The organism is Methylophilus sp. DMC18 (genome assembly GCF_056314005.1).
The window spans coordinates 216293-233486 of record NZ_JBQUZE010000001.1; the positions used below are offsets into that span (position 1 = coordinate 216293).

12 protein-coding genes are annotated in these 17194 nt (G+C 54.0%); 3 read left to right on the top strand and 9 right to left on the bottom strand.

Features of this window, described 5'->3' with window-relative positions:
* Nucleotides 1-152: 152 nt before the first annotated feature.
* The 9 genes from ACT53G_RS01060 to ACT53G_RS01100 form a co-directional block, all read right to left on the bottom strand.
* Nucleotides 153-1943, bottom strand: coding sequence for a bifunctional protein-serine/threonine kinase/phosphatase (locus ACT53G_RS01060; protein WP_194747224.1), 1791 nt, complete (start codon nt 1941-1943; stop codon nt 153-155).
* Nucleotides 1944-1948: 5 nt separating this feature from the next.
* Nucleotides 1949-2392, bottom strand: coding sequence for a cyanase (gene cynS / locus ACT53G_RS01065; RefSeq protein ID WP_194747223.1), 444 nt, complete (start codon nt 2390-2392; stop codon nt 1949-1951).
* Between the two features lie 62 nt (nt 2393-2454).
* Nucleotides 2455-3264 carry a formate/nitrite transporter family protein gene (locus tag ACT53G_RS01070; RefSeq protein WP_194747222.1) on the bottom strand — a complete coding sequence of 270 codons (810 nt, stop codon included), beginning with the start codon at nt 3262-3264 and terminating at the stop codon, nt 2455-2457.
* A gap of 348 nt (nt 3265-3612) precedes the next feature.
* Complete coding sequence (locus ACT53G_RS01075; RefSeq protein ID WP_194747221.1) at nt 3613-4890, bottom strand: nitrate regulatory protein; 1278 nt, start codon at nt 4888-4890, stop codon at nt 3613-3615.
* A gap of 62 nt (nt 4891-4952) precedes the next feature.
* The gene (locus ACT53G_RS01080; protein ID WP_476168458.1) at nt 4953-5642 is read right to left on the bottom strand and encodes an ANTAR domain-containing response regulator; all 690 of its coding nucleotides are present in this window, start codon (nt 5640-5642) and stop codon (nt 4953-4955) included.
* Nucleotides 5617-6783, bottom strand: a complete 1167-nt coding sequence (locus ACT53G_RS01085) for a transporter substrate-binding domain-containing protein (protein ID WP_476168459.1) — start codon at nt 6781-6783, stop codon at nt 5617-5619. Before ACT53G_RS01085 ends, ACT53G_RS01080 begins: the two co-directional genes overlap by 26 nt.
* A gap of 123 nt (nt 6784-6906) precedes the next feature.
* Complete coding sequence (locus tag ACT53G_RS01090; protein WP_338656972.1) at nt 6907-7929, bottom strand: aliphatic amidase; 1023 nt, start codon at nt 7927-7929, stop codon at nt 6907-6909.
* Between the two features lie 239 nt (nt 7930-8168).
* Entirely contained in the window at nt 8169-9872 is a 1704-nt protein-coding gene (locus ACT53G_RS01095; protein WP_194747217.1) for a cation:proton antiporter, read from the bottom strand.
* 214 nt (nt 9873-10086) lie between these two features.
* Nucleotides 10087-10698: a TetR family transcriptional regulator gene (locus ACT53G_RS01100; RefSeq protein WP_476168460.1), complete on the bottom strand. Its 612-nt coding sequence runs from the start codon at nt 10696-10698 to the stop codon at nt 10087-10089.
* Between the two features lie 146 nt (nt 10699-10844).
* Here ACT53G_RS01100 and ACT53G_RS01105 point away from each other — a divergent pair, with 146 nt between their 5' ends.
* Genes ACT53G_RS01105 through ACT53G_RS01115 form a run of 3 tightly spaced genes read left to right on the top strand, consistent with a single transcriptional unit; the run spans nt 10845 to nt 16539 of the window.
* Nucleotides 10845-12008, top strand: a complete 1164-nt coding sequence (locus ACT53G_RS01105) for an efflux RND transporter periplasmic adaptor subunit (protein ID WP_194747215.1) — start codon at nt 10845-10847, stop codon at nt 12006-12008.
* A gap of 33 nt (nt 12009-12041) precedes the next feature.
* Nucleotides 12042-15152, top strand: a complete 3111-nt coding sequence (locus ACT53G_RS01110) for a multidrug efflux RND transporter permease subunit (RefSeq protein ID WP_476168461.1) — start codon at nt 12042-12044, stop codon at nt 15150-15152.
* Complete coding sequence (locus ACT53G_RS01115; RefSeq protein ID WP_476168462.1) at nt 15142-16539, top strand: efflux transporter outer membrane subunit; 1398 nt, start codon at nt 15142-15144, stop codon at nt 16537-16539. Before ACT53G_RS01110 ends, ACT53G_RS01115 begins: the two co-directional genes overlap by 11 nt.
* Nucleotides 16540-17194 lie beyond the last annotated feature (655 nt).

A 17194-nucleotide genomic window follows, 5' to 3' on the forward strand; every position in this document is an offset into this window, starting at 1 on the left:
TATCAGGCATTTGCCACGGAGCATATTTGACAGGATCGCCGTTGATCCAGCTTGCTCTTAGATAAGCACTAGCAAACGGCATGCCAACTTTATTTTATTTTTAAGTGATTGAATTTTAATGAAAATATTAGTTTCTTTTGTAAAGGGGCATATTATTGCCGGGCATAGTTGCACTGCTTTCGTGCGAACTGCTCAACATTGGCGCATGACTTGGGCTGGTGTGCGAGGAGCCCGAGCAACAGGATGACCATACACGCCAGTAATAGACTTAAGCCACGCCAAAAGGCCAGCGGATGACGTTCCAGCAAAGGCGGATGGGCATGACGCAGAAAGGCTGCATTCGGTTTACGCAGGTCAAATAAGAATTCAGAGGCCTGCGCATAACGTTTTTCTGCCTGCGGGTGCACGGCACGGGCGATGGCGGCGTCGACCCAGGCCGGAAACGCCGGTTGTGTATAGCGAATCTCCCGGTAATACAAACGTGACAGGTGTTGCGGATGTTTTACCTTCGCGACCTCTGTCCCATAGGGCAGTTTGCCTGTGAGGCACTGGTAAGTGATCACCCCCAAGGCATAAATATCCGATTGTGGCGTTGCTGGCCATCCCAGAAACTGTTCTGGCGCCGAGTATTGCAGCGTGCCAGGCAAGGTTACCGTGCTTTCTAGCTCGCTCATTTCTTCGAGACCAGCCACGCTCACGGCCCCAAAATCAATCAAGGTGATCTGGCCATCGGTATCGACCAGGATATTTTGCGGCTGCAAGTCGCGGTAGACCATCTCCAGTCGATGAAAGGCTTCCAGGGCGCTGGTGATCTGTTCCACCAGTTGGCGGACGGTCTCTAGGGATGGTTGCGGGTGATCCAGCAGCCATTGTTGTAAGGTTTGCCCCGGCACATAGTGCATCACACTATATAAAAACTTGCGCGGAGAAGCTGACGTATACGGCCGTAATATATGGCGATGGCTGATGCGCCTGGCCACCCATTCTTCGAGGTAAAAACGTTCCAGTGCCTGTGCATCGGCGGACAGGTCCACCGATGGGACTTTGAGGGCAACCTGGGTGCCCGTTTGCAGGTCACGTGCCAGGTAAACATGGCTGCGGTGGCTATGATGCAGGCAACGCAAAATATGGTAACCATCAAACGGCTTACCTTCTTCTATGGCCGGGGCAAAGGGGAGTGCCTGCATGCTTTGTGTCAGCGAGGCCATGTCATGGTCGGGCAGTTGTAACAAGCGCACCGCCAGTGCTGTCAGGTTATCCTCGCTACCGCGTGCATGCGCGAGTTTAACCCAGTGCTGGCAGAGACGATTGAGGTCGCTGGCGGTTTGGATATCCTGCAAGATTTCTTCTGAGGTCAGGTGTTCAAATACGCCATCAGACATCAATAAATAAACATCGCCTGCTTCCGCGGCCTCGCTGTGATAATCAATTTCTGGTTGCGGGCTCATGCCCAGGGCGCGTGCCAGATAGCTATGTTGATCATCGACCCAGAAACGGTGGTCTTCGGTCAGGCATTGCAATTGCTGGTCACGGAGACGGTAAATGCGCGTATCGCCCAGATGAAATACATGGATAGCCCGTGATTTAATGATCAGGGCGCTAAAGGTACAGACGTAGCCTCTGTTTTTGTCAAAACGATAAGGGCTGCGAAACGTCTGCGCATTGAGTGTGGCATTAATACTGCGTAAGACTTGCAACCCACCAGACTTGACTGACCATTCTACAGGGGTGAGCGCGTAATCTTGTATAAACTGCTGAATGGCCAGCGTACTAGCCTGGTCGCTGACATCGCTGCTACTGATGCCATCGGCAATGGCAAATACCCAACCTTTGCCAGTAGCAGGCGGGCTGTCTTGTGTGGTGAGGCCGAACGCATCCTGATTGACTGGTTTGCGTCCGGCCTCGGAGCAGGCGCCGCTTTCTATCTGCAAAGAGGCAGGCATGCCGTTTAGTAAGACTTGTAAGGCAGGAACTTGCCGCTCATGGTGATTTTGACGCGATCGCCTTTAGGGTCGGCTTCGCGTTGCAAATCCATATTAAAGTCAATGGCGCTCATGATGCCATCGCCAAACTCTTCGTGAATCAAGGCCTTAAATGTGGTGCCGTAGACGCTGATCAGTTCGTAAAAGCGATAAATTAATGGATCGGAGGGCACCGCAGTGGGTAACGATCCTTTATAAGGTACCACTTGTAGTTGGCTTATGGCTTCTCCAGGCAGTTGTAGCAGTTTTCCCAAGGTATTGGCTTGTTCGGCAGAGAGGGTCATTTGGCCAAGTAGGGCGGCCGTTGTCCATTCCTTGCTCAAACCAATGGCCTCAGCAAGTGTTTTCCAGGACAGTTGCAAGGCATTTTTTTGTAACACTATCAGTTCTGTGACTTCATCTCTTGTCATGATTAACTCCATTGATATCGTGTGGGACGGGCTCACTGCCACGACGAGCAGGCGAGCATTGTTTACAGTTTACGTTTGGGTTGTGTGCGCACATGGGTGGTATACAGCGTCAGGCCGGTAAAGGCCAGGCCGCCCACCAGATTGCCAAGCGCAGTCGGGATTTCATTCCATACCAGATAGTCTGCAATCGAAAAATTGCCGCCCATGATCAAAGCAAATGGAAACAGAAACATATTGACGACCGAGTGCTCAAAGCCCATGAAAAAGAACAAAAAGATTGGCATCCACATGGCGATCACCTTGCCGCTGACGTTGGTTGAAATCATGGCCCCCACCACGCCCAGCGACACCATCCAGTTGCACAACATGCCACGGATAAAAATGGTGATCCAGCCATCCAGGCCATATTTGGCGTAGCCCAGTGTTCTGGCCTCGCCTATACCGGCGACTTTGGTGGCGATGGCGCCGCCATCGGTATTAAAGCCATAGGTGAAGATAAAAGCCATCATCCCGGCCACCGTGAGCGCGCCAGCAAAATTGCCAATAAATACCAGACCCCAGTTACGCAGGATTTGCGGCCAGGTCACGCCGGGGCGTTTGTCCAGCCAGGCCAGCGGAGTCAGCATGAAAACGCCGGTCAGCAAGTCAAATCCCATCAGGTAGAGCATGCTGAAGCCCACCGGAAACATGACAGCTCCTACCAGAGGAGATTCTGTCGCCAAGGCAATACTCACTGCAAACACAGCGGCCAGCGCCAGAATGGCACCCGCCATATAGGCGCGAATCACGGTGTCACGCGTGGCCATATAAATTTTTGATTCACCGGCGTCTACCATCTTAGAGACAAATTCGGCGGGGGCTAGATAAGACATTGCATACCTCTTACTTTCTTGGATGAGTCCAAAACAAAAAGGCGTCCTGACAGTCAACCCGCTTGAGTCTACTGTCAGGACGCCTTTGTCCAGATTGCTGAATTGGTTGGTACCCGCTGTATTCAAATCACCAGGATTCAAACACAAGCCAGGGGACCACCTATTTATACCCGCGCTTCCGCCATTGGAATCGCGTTAATTGATTGATAGCAATTGTTATGCCATGTATTAATATTGCGAATAACACTTTGTTTTAATGCTGTTTTTGTCCATATTTTACGGTTTTATAGGTGTAGATATACACCGCGTATATGCACAGGCATGGTGCGCATGCCCGATCCTGAGCGGTTAATCGCGGGAAAAATGTGTCTGTGCAAGAATGTTTTCCGCGATATCCACAATTTTGCGGTTTTGAGTCATGGCCGTACTGCGCAACTGTTTGTAGGCTTCCATTTCATCAATATCAAACTTGCGCATTAGCAGGCCTTTGGCGCGTTCGATCACTTTGCGCTCTGACAAGGCTTTTTTAGTATCGGCCAAGGTGACTTCCATCTCGGCAATCTGTTGCGATTGCTGTTGCAGCAACTGCATGATAGAAGTCACGGGTGCCGTATGCCTAGCTTCATTTGCCTGAAATTGCAGCGCACTCTCGACCGGAATCGACAGGTTGAAGAAACTACTATCCAGGGGATGATTGGGATCAGCGCTTTGCGTCATGGCATCCAAATATTGCTTTGTTTGTGCCAGGTCTTTTTTCGCATGGGCAGAAAGTTCTGCCAGCATGCGGTGCATGGATTGCACCAGCTGGCATTGAATTAGCCAGATTTCACTCAGGCGCTCACTGCACAACGCAAACCAGGTATCACTGGCGCTGGTATTGAGCGTTTGCTGATCTTTGGCCACCGTCAGCTGGTGACGCAAGTGCTCATGCTGCTGTTGTAGGCGTGAGCTTTGCAGGACCGCCCATGCCTGCTGTAGCTCCTGGGCGCCAAACTGGCTGAACAGTTCAAAATGGCGATTTTGCTGTGTGATCAATTCCAGCAGTTTTTGCTGATGCTCGCTTTGCATGCTGCCTGAGCCAAATAAATAAGAGCCGACTGCACGCTCCTGACCGGCAAACTCCTTGGCTTGCACCAGGTTGTAGAGCGTCAGCAAGCTGGTGGAGACCTTGCTGTTGACCGAGCTGTCCGTGATCTCGAAAATCAGCGAGATCAAGCTTTGTATAAAGCGGTTATAAGACTCTATGCAATCCGCAAATGAGATCTTGAGTAGCGTAATTTGATGACGTAAGTTTTTAAGCTGGTCCAAACCCAGCAAAATCCAAGAGATGAGCGTCAACTGTTTGGCATCGGTCAGCGCATGGCGGTCCAGATATTGTTGCAAGGCTTGCCTGAAATCAGTTTCAATTTGCTGATTTTGCACGACGATATCCGCACGTGCCTGCGAGAAGCGTTTGCCGGAAGACGCTAAATAAAGACAGCTGGCACCACGTTCAGCCTGAATTTGATGAATGAGCTGCCCAATTCTTTCGACAAAAGTAATTGAGCTATCCAGGCGCTCCAGCTCCTCGATATGTCTGATTTTAGCCAGGGTAATGGTTTGTGCGGGGGAAATGTCGGTCATCATCGGACTTGTTCAAGCAAAAACTGTGCGCAGGAGAATCGATGCGCTTGGCAAGGGCGAGCATTCTAACGGGGTTTGGCTGGATTGGACAATAGACCGTCGGTTTGCAACAGTGCACGTGCAATGTCTTCCACCGTCACGCGTTTGAGCATGGCCTGCTCGCGCAGGACTTTGTAAGCCTCGGTTGCACTGATTCCGCGCGCATGCGCCAACATGGCTTGTGCCGCACTGATTTCGCCTGCCGCCTGCAGTTTTTCTTCCAGGCGCTGGTTACGTTTGCGCAAGGTTTTTAATTGCTGGCAATGATGCATGGTCAGGATGAGGGTGGAGAGCAAGCCTTTGGCTTGCAGAGGCCTTACCAGCATGCCATGGCAACCCAGCGCAGTGGCGGTCTCCAGCGTGGTCGGGTTTTCATAATCCAGCACTCCAATCAGCGGGATCGCCGACTCTGGTGTCAGCCACGGCAGTTTCTTTTTCGCGCTGGCTTGGGCATCTAGCAGAAAAATCACCAGCTCGGTTTGCGCGGGTAGCTCAGCCACCGGCGGCCATAGCGCGACCGTCTGGCAGCCAATCCGGTGCAGTTGCTGTGTCAATACCTCGCGGTTTTCGTCCTCAGGATGAAAAATCGTGATGCAGGCATGGCGCAAATGGCGGAACAGCTCCAGCGTGGAGTGCGGCGCCTGCGTCTGCTTGGCCTGGCGCTGACCAGGGTGAGGGGCGGCGGGTGACTCAGCCAACGCGATACTCCGCCGCATAAGGCAGGTTGTTCCAGCTGGCGCCTGGGTGCGTCACCAGATAAGGGTCGGGGATCACCGCTGCGGCACCGCCACCGGCGATGATCTCGAACTGGCCAGCCGCATTGACGCGTGCAATGCGCGGGTGTAGCCGGGTATGGTGGTTGCCGGCATCAATGGCAATACGGCCTTGCGGCGCGTCAAATGCGCGGCCCAGTAGCTGTGGCAACAGGGCATCATATTGGTCGCTCCCTGCCGCGCGCATCGCTTCGGCAAACAGGTGGGTTTGAAAATATGCTGCTTCCCAGGCCATATTAGGCGCAATCTCGTTGCCATACTGCTGCCTGAAGCGTGTGATGCAGGCCTGGTTCTCGGTACTGGCAATGCTTTGAAAATAGGGCGCAGACGTGATGTGGCCCTGGGCCGCACCGTCGCCCATTTCTGCCACCTCTGCTTCTGAGGTGGTCAGGCTGGCAATCGGGGTGTGCTGGGCATCCATGCCGATCTCGGCATAAGCCTGATACAACAGGCGGGTGGCTTGCCCCACCACGGTAGAAAACACAAAGTCTGGCGATTTGGCCTTGATGTCACGCACCACCGCTAAAAAATCTTTTTCTGTCGCCGTCAGCGGTACATAGCGCTCAGCCAGTTTTTTGCCACCCGGGACTTCAAGGATAAAGTCACTCATGATGCGGTTGGACTCATACGGGTAAATGTAGTCGCAGCCGATCATGTAGACGCGCGCGCCAAAATGTCGCGTCATGTAGTCAGCCAGTTGTGCACTGTTCTGGTTGGGCGCCGCGCCGGTGTAAATCACATGCGGCGAGAATTCAAAGCCCTCGTAAGGCGTGGGGTAAAACAGCAGCTTGCGCCATTTTTCCACCACCGGAATCACGGCTTTGCGCGTGCTGGACATATAGCAGCCAAAGATCACATTGACGCCATCTTCTCGAATCATGCGCTCGGCCAGTAACTGGTATTGTTGCGGCATGCCCTGCGGATCATAGTGGACGGGCACCAGTTCTCGGCCAGCGATGCCGCCCGCGGCATTGATTTCTGCGATGGCAAAGAAAGTGGCAAATGCCTGTGAGCGTTCTATGGTCGCCGTGGCGCCGCTGGTGGAAAACAGCACGCCGACCGGGATCGGGTCAGTGTTTGCCATGAGATTCTTTCGTCAGGGGCTCCGGCCAGACCGGAGCCATTGTGTTGCATTGAGGCGATCAGCTCTAGTGTGATCTCGCCTAGTTTCATCTAGCCTAGTGTGATCGCCAGTCAGACTATCCGACTATTCGTTAGGTAAGCCTGCGATGGGCGCCTCTTTGGTGCCCAACGTCGAGCGCGTAAACGATTCTACCATGTCGCGCGCAGCCGCCGGGTCCTGTACCCATTTGCTGTAGAAGCTATATGGACACTGCGCCACGCCCTGATCGCCATCGCCTGAATTGAGCACGCCGGTGTAGCCACGGTGCAGCAACTTGAACAGGTGGTTTTCGGACTGGCCATGTTTGCGGAAATCGCGGATCAGGTGTTTGCTTAAGGCCGCATATTGCACGCCATTTTCTTCCTCGCCGCATTCGCCCAGTGTCCGGCCATCAAAGCCGATAATCGCCGAGTGGCCGAAGTAGGAATAGACGCCATCAAAGCCTGCCGCATTGGACACGGCCACATAGGTGTTATTGGCAAACGCCATCGCCTTGCTGATCAGGATCTGCTGCTCTTTGGCCGGATACATATAGCCCTGGCAACGCACAATCAGTTCGGCGCCTTTCATGGCACAGTCGCGCCAGATTTCAGGGTAGTTGCCATCGTCACAGATAATCAGGCTGACCTTGAGGCCTTTAGGGCCTTCGCTAATAAAAGTTTCCTTGCCTGGGTACCAGCCCTCGATGGGCACCCATGGCATGATCTTGCGGTATTTCTGCACGATTTCACCTTGGTCATTCATGAGGATCAGGGTGTTATACGGCGCTTTTTTCGGATGCTCTTCGTGCTGCTCGCCGGTGATCGAGAATACGCCCCAGACTTTGGCCTTGCGGCAAGCCTCGGCAAAAATATCGGTTTCCGGGCCGGGCACGGTGGTGGCATTGTCATACATTTCCTGACCGTCATACATGATGCCGTGCGTGCTGTATTCCGGGAAAATCACCAGATCCATGCCGGGCAGACCGGCTTTCATATTGACCACCATGTCGGCGATGTTGCGACAGTTGGCCAGAATCTCGGCTTTGGTATGCAAGCGGGGCATTTTGTAATTGACGACGGCCACACCGACGGTGTCCTGGCTGCTGGAAATATCACCATGTATCATGAAGCTTCTCCTGAAAAATTTAAAAAAGGCTAATGACTCGATACATACCGATTACGCATAAAAAAAGCCCACCGGCCATCAAATGGCGGGTGAGCTTTTTTGCTCGAATCATCACCGGCGCTGTTGACGGTGTGATTAAAATATGGGGCGTAGCAGGTATTAACCTTGGTGCTAATTTAACGCCAGGCAGGCCCGCACGCCATACGTTAATTTGCGTACAAGGTCATTGATGATGCCGCTTAATGCGGGCGTTCAAAGCGCCGCAACACATGGGCAGACATGCCCTTGGCCAGTTCTTCCTCGCCAAAAAACACCGCTTCGGTCTCGCCCAGTTCTTTTTGCAGGCGCAGGTATTCGTCCTCATGATGGGTACGAATCACGACTTCGATATCCGGTTTGAGCTGTTTGGCGATCTCCACCATCTTGCGGATATTCATGGCATCCGGCGTGGCAATAATCAGCAGGGAGGCATTGGCAATGTGGGCCTGGATCAACACCATCGGGTCCGCCGCGTTCCCCGAGACGGCAGGTTGCCCCTGTTTGCGCAGTTTTTCCACCACTTCACGGTTTTGTTCGGCCACCACATAGGGGATGGCGGCGGCGGTCAGTGACTGCGCAATGCGTTTGCCCACCCGGCCATAACCGACCAGCACCACCTGGCCTTCGAGGAATTTGCGCTCGGTAGTCATCGGCAACTCACCATAGGGGTCCATGCGTAGCGAGAACTGCCGGGCCAGATCAGACTTGCTGACCACCCAATTGGCAAGCGGCTTGATCGAGGCAAACACCAGCGGGTTCAAGGCAATGGAAATGAGCGCGCCTGCCAGTACCAGGCTCATGCCATCGGGGGACATCAGGTTGAGTGAGACCCCCAGCCCGGCCAGAATAAACGAGAACTCACCGATTTGCCCGAGGCTGGCGGCTACGGTTAACGCGGTATTTAGGGGATAACGCAAGGCCAGCACAATGGCCACCGCCGCCAGCGACTTACCCAGGATAATAATGGCTACCACAGACAACACCTGTACAGGTTGTTTGATCAGAATGCTAGGGTCAAACAACATGCCGACCGAGACGAAAAACAACACGGCAAAGGCATCGCGGAACGGCAGCGAATCTTCAGCGGCACGATGGCTGTATTCTGATTCACGCATGATCATGCCGGCAAAAAACGCACCCAATGCGAACGAGACATTAAATAAGGTAGAGGCAAAAAACGCCACCCCGATCGCCACCGCGATCACGGTCAGCGTGAACAGCTCGCGCGAGCCGGTGCCCGCCACATACCAGAGCAACCACGGCAACACACGCTTGCCGACCACCAGCATGATGGCAATAAAGCCTGCCACTTCGAGCAAGGTCATGCCTATGGTTTGCCATATGGCGGCAACACTGGTTGCTTCACTCTGGCTACCGCCCAACACGCCCGCCAGGGCTGGCATCAACACCAGCACCAATACGGTCACCATGTCTTCCACCACCAGCCAGCCGACTGCAATCTTGCCGTTCATGCTTTCCAGAATGCGGCGTGACTCTAGCGCCTTAAGCAATACCACCGTACTTGCGCAAGACAGGGACAAACCAAATACCAGGCCTTCGCCCCAGCTCCAGTGCCAACTCCAGGCGACCAGCATGCCCAGCAGCGTTGCCAGCGTCATCTGCGCCAGTGCGCCGGGCAGGGCGATGCGTTTGACCGACAGCAGGTCTTGTACCGAAAAATGCAGGCCGACGCCAAACATCAATAACATGACGCCGATTTCCGACAGTTGCGAGGCAATTTCAAGATCGGCGACAAAGCCAGGGGTGGCGGGGCCGATCATGATGCCGGCCAGTAAATAGCCAATCAGTGCAGGCAATTTGAGTTTTTCGGCAATTAGTCCAAACACCAGTGCCAACGCAAACGCGACGGCAATGGTGGTAATCAGGCTCAGGTTATGGTCCATCGTCAGGGTTTCTTTTAAGTTGTTTTTATTTGCGCAGGCATGCGCAATATGGGTTTCGCAAGCGTTGATGCTATTTCAAGCACAGGCACACCGCCTGTTCAGACTGACCGTGTGCTGGCCAAAAAGTTGAAATTAATTGCGATCAATGTATTTATTTTTTATCTTGCAGCAAGAAGCTATGCCGCGTCAATCACCAATCGCAGGCGGCACGGAGTTAAGGCTGCGAAAAAGGCATGGACAAGCGTTGCAGGCTGTAGGTACACAATTGTTCTGCGCGCTGCCAGCGTTCACTTTCGCTCATGCTGCCAAAGTAAACAATGCTGAATACGCCTTCGATCACTGACTGGCAGTAGAGACTGACCAAGTCAAAATCGACGTCAGCGGGCAGCTCTTTGTGGGCAATGGCCTGTGTCAGCAGGCTGTTGATTTGCGCAATGCGTTTTTTCTCCCAGTTGTAGCGCAGTTGCAGCAGCTCGGGCGAATCATCAATGCCCACATACAGAAAAAACAGCACGCGCTGGATAGAGCTGGGTTCGATATAACTGCGCACTTCCTGCAAGCAGTAGTGTTTCAGGTTTTCTAGTGCGCTATGCGCCGGTTGCCCCTGAAACGGCGAGGCTTGCTGGATGACACGCTCGGCCATGGCCGTGGCGACTTCGAGCTTACCTTTATAATGTCCGTATACGGCGCCGCGGGACAGTTGTGCGGCTTCGGCAATATCGGCCATGGTCGCCTGCGTAAAGCCTTTGCCGTAAAACACAAGCTCAGCTGCATCCAGAATCTGGTCACGGGTTTTTTGCGCGTCTTCTTTGGTTTTTCTAGCCATGTCGGGTGGTTCTAGCCTGGCGGCTCGCTGACAGTCCAGTCGTTGATGATGGCCGCTATCATACCAAAAAATAATTAATCAGTCATGATTGATTAATTATAAAAGTGCCGCTAGAATATTGTCATCCATACAATTAAGGGTAGTGCATGTCCCGTATTTCTCACTCGACGCTGGCGCTTTCGGCGCTGTTGATCTTGCAATTGGCTGCGTGCAGCAAGCCGAAAGAAGCCGCTCAGCCCGCAGGCGCGGCGCCTGTGGTGGAGGTGGTCAAGGTGCAGGTGGCGGATATTCCCGATGAGGTCGAACTCCCTGGCCGGGTCGAGGCCTACCGCATTGCCGAGGTGCGCGCCCGTGTCTCCGGCATTGTCGCCAAGCGTCTGTACCAGGAAGGGCAGGTGGTGAAAGCCGGCACGCCGTTATTCCAGATCAATCCCGAGCAGTTGCAAGCCAGCAAGCTCGAAGCCGAGGCTGAGTTGGCGCGGACCGAGGCCAACCTGGTCAATGCCAACGACAAGTTGCAGCGTTATCAGGCTTTGATTGGCGACCAGTCTGTGAGCCAGCGTGATTACCGCGCGGCACAAGCTGAGGCGCAACTGGCAAAAGCCGAGGTGGCCTCTGCCCAGGCCAAACTCAATCGTGCCCGGCTGGATTTGGGGTATGCCAATGTAACCGCGCCAATTGATGGCGTGGCCCGCCGCGCACTGGTCACCGAGGGGGCGCTGGTCGGCAAAGATGAAGCTACGCAACTGACCACCGTCGAGCAGGTTAATCCGGTCTATGTTAATTTTTCCCAGTCGTCCTCAGAAGTGTTTACCTTGCGCAAAGCGCTGCGCGATGGTCAGCTCAAAGGCAACGATGGTGACTTTAAAATCAAACTGGTCTTGCCGGATGGCTCCATGTACGCCCAAGCAGGAAAACTTTCATTTTCGGACGTCTCCGTCAACCAAACGACCGACTCTGTGGTCATGCGCGCCATTTTTGAAAACCCGCAGCAGGTCTTGATGCCAGGTGCATACGTCAGAATCAAAATCCGTCAGGCCACCAATCCGAATGCGATTCTGATTCCAAGAGATGCGTTGATGCGTGACCAGTTTTCGACGCGTGTGTGGGTGGTGAATGCCAAAAACGAGCTGGAGTCACGCGAGGTGCAAGCCGGCCGTGTCATAGACAAACAGTGGGTCATTGAGCAAGGGCTGCAAGCCGGTGAGCAAGTGGTGGTCACCAATGTGGCGGCACAAACGGCGGGCAGCAAAGTGACGCCCAAACTGATCAGTGCTCAAGACAATATCACCAAAGCCGTGGCCCCTTAACTGGGCAGCGCGCAGAAAGACAGGAACCAGGCCATGAGCCGTTTTTTTATTGATCGCCCCATTTTTGCCTGGGTGATTGCCATTCTGATTGTGTTGGCTGGCCTCATCGCCATCAAACAATTACCGATTGCCCAGTATCCTGATATTGCCCCGCCCGTGGTCAATATCGCCGCAACTTACCCTGGCGCCTCGGCCAAGGTGGTGGAAGAAACCGTGACCTCGATTATCGAGCGCGAGATGAATGGCATGCCGGGCCTGATGTATGTTTCTGCCACCAGCAATGTGGGCATGGCCTCCATCAGTGTCACTTTCCGTCAGGGCACCAATCCTGATCTGGCTGCCGTGGATGTGCAAAACCGCCTCAAAAGTGTCGAAGTGCGTTTACCGGAAATCGTACGTCGCAGTGGCATCACGGTAGAAAAGTCTGCTGACAGCTTTCAGCTGATTGTATCGCTGACTTCGGAAGATAACCGCTACAGCGAAATTGATCTGGGCGAGCTGTCATCGGCCACGGTGATGCCTACGCTCAAGCGTGTGCAAGGCGTGGGTAAAGTACAATCGTTCAGCCCTGAATACGCCATGCGCATCTGGCCGGATCCGCAAAAAATGGCTGGTCTCAATGTGAGCGTGACCGAGATCGTGAATGCCTTGCGCAGCTACAACACCCGCCTCACCTTGGGGCAGGTGGGTGCCAGTGGTGTGCCGGACGGTGCGCCGCTGAGTGTCTCACTCGAAGCCGAGGCTACGTTAAAAACGGTAGACGATTTTGCCAATGTGCCTATCCGCATGCAGGCAGATGGCTCAGCCCTGTTGATTAAAGATGTGGCGAAGGTCGAGCTGGGCAGCAGTGACTACACCTACAGTTCTAGGGTCAATGGCAAGAATGCCGCCGGGATGGCGATTAAACTGGCGCCGGGTTCCAATGCGGTTGAAACCATCAAGCGGGTCAAGGTCGCGATGGAGCAGATGCAGCCGTATTTCCCGCCCAATGTCGCGTTTCAACTTTCGTATGACTCTTCTGCATTCGTTTCGATTTCGATCAAAAAAGTGATCCAGACCTTGGTGGAAGCCATTGTGCTGGTGTTCCTGGTCATGTATCTGTTCATGCAAAACCTGCGTGCCACGCTGATCCCGACCATTGTCGTGCCGATTGCCCTGATGGGGACGTTTGCCGTCATGTACTGGCTGGGCTACTCGATCAACGTGCTGACCATGTTTGGCGTGGTGCTGGCGATTGGTATTTTGGTGGATGACGCCATTGTGGTGGTCGAAAACGTCGAGCGCCTGATTGTGGAAGAGGGCTTGTCCGCCTACGATGCCACGGTCAAAGCCATGTCGCAAATCAGTGGTGCCGTGGTCGGCATTACGGCGGTGTTGGTGTCGGTGTTTATCCCCATGGCCTTTTTCAGCGGCGCGGTGGGCAATATCTACCGCCAGTTTTCGCTGGCTTTGTCAGTGTCTATCAGCTTCTCGGCCTTTTTGGCGCTCTCACTCACACCGGCCTTGTGCGTGACGTTGCTACGCCATGAGACAGGCAGCAAAGCGCGCTTTTTTGTCTGGTTTAACCGCAGCTTTCAGCGCATGACTGAGCGCTATACCCACTTGACTGGCGGCCTGCTCAAAAAGCCCTTGCGCTGGCTGGCCGTGTTTGCCTTGATTGTCGCGCTGGCAGGCTGGCTGCTGGTGCGTTTACCAAATGCGTTTTTGCCCGAAGAAGACCAGGGTAACTTTATGGTCATGGTGTCGTTGCCACAAGGCGCGACGCTGGCAGAAACCGCCAAAGTGCTGGGCGATATGAGTGAGTATATTCAGGCACATGAGCCCGTTGATATTATCTTTGAGGTGAGCGGCTTTAGCTTTTATGGCACCAGTACCAATAGCGGCATGCTGTTTATCACGCTCAAAGACTGGGCAGAACGGCCAAACCCAGATCAACAGGTGCAGGCGATTGTAAACCGCGTCAACCAGAAGTTTTTTGGTCGCCCCAATTTAACTATTTTTGCCATGAATGCGCCGCCCTTGCCCGAGTTGGGCAGTTTTGGCGGCTTTGACCTGCGGCTGGTAGACCGTGCCAGCGTGGGTGTTGAGGCGCTGATGAAAGCGCGCGACCAGTTGCTGGCTGAGTCTGCCCAGCGGCCAGAGTTGGCCAATGTATTGTTTGCCGGTTTGTATGACACGCCAGTGGTCAACATGCAGCTAGACCGCAGCAAAGCCAAGGCGCTGGGCGTGTCACTGGATGAAATCAACGACTCGCTGGCGACGCTGCTCGGCTCGAATTACCTGGGCGATTTTGTCTATGGCAATCAGGTGCGCCGCGTGATTGTGCAGGCCGATGGCAGGCAGCGGCAAACGCTGGAAGATATCAAGAAAATCCGCCTCAAAGCGGCGGATGGCAGTCTGGTGCCACTGGCTTCCATTATGACGCTGGACTGGGCCATGGGCACGCCGCAACGCACGCGCTTTAATGGTTTCCCGTCATTTAACATCAATGGCGGCCCCGCGCCTGGCTTTAGCAGTGGCGAAGCCATGCGCACCATGGAAACCCTGGTGAATGGCCTGGGCAAAGGCATAGGCTATGAGTGGGCCGGGCAATCGCTGGAAGAGAAACAGTCGGGCAGCCAGGCCAGCCTGCTGTTTGGCTTGTCCATCCTGGTGGTGTTTCTGGTATTGGCCGCCTTGTATGAAAGCTGGGCGATTCCGTTTGCCGTCATGCTGGTGGTGCCATTGGGCGTGCTAGGCGCCTTGCTGGGCGTGACCTTGCGTGAATTACCCAATGATATTTATTTCAAGGTCGGCCTGATTGCAACCATCGGTCTGTCAGCCAAAAACGCCATTCTGATTGTGGAGTTTGCGCGTGAACACGTGTTGCAAGGCATGCCGCTGATAGAAGCCAGCCTGCTGGCAGCCAAAGAGCGCCTGCGGCCGATCGTGATGACCTCACTCGCGTTTGGCGTAGGCGTGATTCCGCTGGCGTTTTCAACCGGTGCCGCCTCCGGCGCACAAGTCGCGATTGGCACTAGCGTGCTCGGCGGCATTATTACTGCCACCTTGCTCGCCATCTTTTTTGTGCCACTGTTTTTTATTGTCGTGGGCCGCTGGATGAAACAGCCAGCCTCACAGCAAAGGGTACCTCATGAAGTTTAGCCGTATATCCCTCATTATTGCCGTGGCCTTTGCGATGGCTGGTTGCTCGCTCGTGCCCGAATATTTCAGGCCGGCTGCGCCGGTGCCTGAAACTTACCCTGGCCAGCCAGCCACTGACGCCGTGACCAATACACCTGTCACTGAGGCGCCACCCCTCAGTTGGCAAACTTATTTTTCTGATGCTGACTTGCAGCACTTGATCCAGATCGGGCTAGACCATAACCGCGACCTTAAAACTGCCGTATTGCGCATGGATGAGGCGCAAGCGACTTATGGCGTGCAAAAAGCAGACCGCCTGCCCACTGTGCAAGGTAACCTCAATTACGACCGCAGCCGGACCGTGTTCAGCTCCAGCCAGGCGTTTGAGGCTAAATTGTTCCGGATTGGCGTCGGTATTTCAGAGTACGAAATTGACGTTTTTGGCCGGGTGAAAAGCTTGTCGCAATCAGCCCTTGAGCAATACCTTGCCGTGACCGAAAACAGGCAAGCGGTACAAACCACGCTAATCACCGAGATTGCCACCCAATACGTCAATTTTTTAGCGATCAACGACCAGCTCAAGCTCGCCCAGCAAACGCTGGATGACCGCAAACAAACGCTGCAACGCACCCAGCGTCGCTTTGAAGCCGGGCTGGATCAAGTGCTGGATGTCAAAGCCGCGCAAATCCAGGTTGAGCAAGTGCAAGCGCAACGCGCGCAATGGCAGCGCCAGCTCGCCACCACGCAAAATGCCTTGTATCTGCTGCTGGGCGAAACCTCACACCGCACGCCACTGCCAGTCAAGCCGCTCGCCGCCTTGAAACTGGCTGACGTTACGCCAGGTTTGCCTTCCACATTGCTCACCAGACGGGCCGATATTCGTGCCGCCGAGCATCAGCTCAAATCCGCCAACGCCAATATAGGTGCTGCCAGAGCCGCGTTTTACCCACGCCTGCAACTCACCACCAATGTCGGTTTGGTCAATTCAGACTTCTCCAAATTGTTCTCGGATACAGGCAGCAACTACTGGGCCTTCAGCCCCCAACTGATACTCCCGATCTTCAACTACGGCCGCAACAAAGCCAACCTCAACCTGGCCCAAGCCCGCCAGCATATTGAGGTCGTCAATTACGAAAAAACCATCCAGACCGCGTTTAAAGAAGTGATGGATGTGCTTAGTACACGCACAGTGATTGCCGAAGAGTTTGCCGCCAGAGAACGTTTGCGAGAGCTGGAGAGCAGTCGCTTGCAACTGTTGAAACGCAAGCTTGATCAGGGACTGGTGACTTATTTAGAGTTGCTTGATGCACAACGCAGCGTGTTGGACGCGCAGTCGCAAGCCGTGCAGATTCAACAGCAGGCGTTGCAGAATCAGGTAGGCTTGTATAAAGCGCTAGGCGGCAGTTAGGCTGTTAAAACGGCGTTGTTGACGTGTTTAGGTTTGTATTTTAGGATGGGCTAAAAATTTAATAACAATATGAAAACGTTAAATAAATCCCTTAAGTCTTCAATCAAAAAAGCATCAATGACGGAAAGTTTTGCGTCATTTAGGATGCCTACTTTAAGTTATGCCTCAAATGCGTAGATCTATCCTCATCCTTTCGGCATTGATTTGGAGCGCCGGTGCCGCGGCGGGCCCTACTGTTCAGCCGTTTGTTGAGTCTGAAGTTCAGTCAGGCTGTGGCTGCAATTTTCAATTTGTTGGCCCAGCCGCGACCGGCAAGACATTTCTTTGGTGGCTTGAGGGTGAGGACGCATTCATGCGCGTCGATGGAAGGCTTGAAAAACTCTCCGTTGAGCAAACCGGGGGTAGAAGCAAGAAGCGCGGTGTGATTTCTGTCGGAGACGCAACCTCCTACGTATTGCGCAACAAGTCCCTCCAGGTAAAGGTATCAACCACGGTTGTTCAAGCGTGCTCTCCAGAGAACGTTGAATGCGAGTCAGTCGGCGTTAAGGCGAGCGCCGTAGCTACATCTCCCAGCGGTACGACCACTGTAAAAGGACTGGGTGCATGTGGGTGTTGAAGAGGCATAACCCTGCGCTCCACCGGACGCTGCGCGATA

What these genes read in the sequence shown, in the direction of transcription:
- ACT53G_RS01115 (WP_476168462.1), top strand. Translation starts at nt 15,142, where the DNA reads ATGAAGTTTAGCCGTATATCCCTCATTATTGCCGTGGCCTTTGCGATG.
- ACT53G_RS01070 (WP_194747222.1), bottom strand. Translation starts at nt 3,264, where the DNA reads ATGTCTTATCTAGCCCCCGCCGAATTTGTCTCTAAGATGGTAGACGCC.
- ACT53G_RS01100 (WP_476168460.1), bottom strand. Translation starts at nt 10,698, where the DNA reads ATGGCTAGAAAAACCAAAGAAGACGCGCAAAAAACCCGTGACCAGATT.
- ACT53G_RS01080 (WP_476168458.1), bottom strand. Translation starts at nt 5,642, where the DNA reads ATGCGGCGGAGTATCGCGTTGGCTGAGTCACCCGCCGCCCCTCACCCT.
- ACT53G_RS01060 (WP_194747224.1), bottom strand. Translation starts at nt 1,943, where the DNA reads ATGCCTGCCTCTTTGCAGATAGAAAGCGGCGCCTGCTCCGAGGCCGGA.
- ACT53G_RS01075 (WP_194747221.1), bottom strand. Translation starts at nt 4,890, where the DNA reads ATGATGACCGACATTTCCCCCGCACAAACCATTACCCTGGCTAAAATC.
- ACT53G_RS01085 (WP_476168459.1), bottom strand. Translation starts at nt 6,783, where the DNA reads ATGGCAAACACTGACCCGATCCCGGTCGGCGTGCTGTTTTCCACCAGC.
- ACT53G_RS01110 (WP_476168461.1), top strand. Translation starts at nt 12,042, where the DNA reads ATGAGCCGTTTTTTTATTGATCGCCCCATTTTTGCCTGGGTGATTGCC.
- ACT53G_RS01105 (WP_194747215.1), top strand. Translation starts at nt 10,845, where the DNA reads ATGTCCCGTATTTCTCACTCGACGCTGGCGCTTTCGGCGCTGTTGATC.
- cynS (WP_194747223.1), bottom strand. Translation starts at nt 2,392, where the DNA reads ATGACAAGAGATGAAGTCACAGAACTGATAGTGTTACAAAAAAATGCC.
- ACT53G_RS01095 (WP_194747217.1), bottom strand. Translation starts at nt 9,872, where the DNA reads ATGGACCATAACCTGAGCCTGATTACCACCATTGCCGTCGCGTTTGCG.
- ACT53G_RS01090 (WP_338656972.1), bottom strand. Translation starts at nt 7,929, where the DNA reads ATGATACATGGTGATATTTCCAGCAGCCAGGACACCGTCGGTGTGGCC.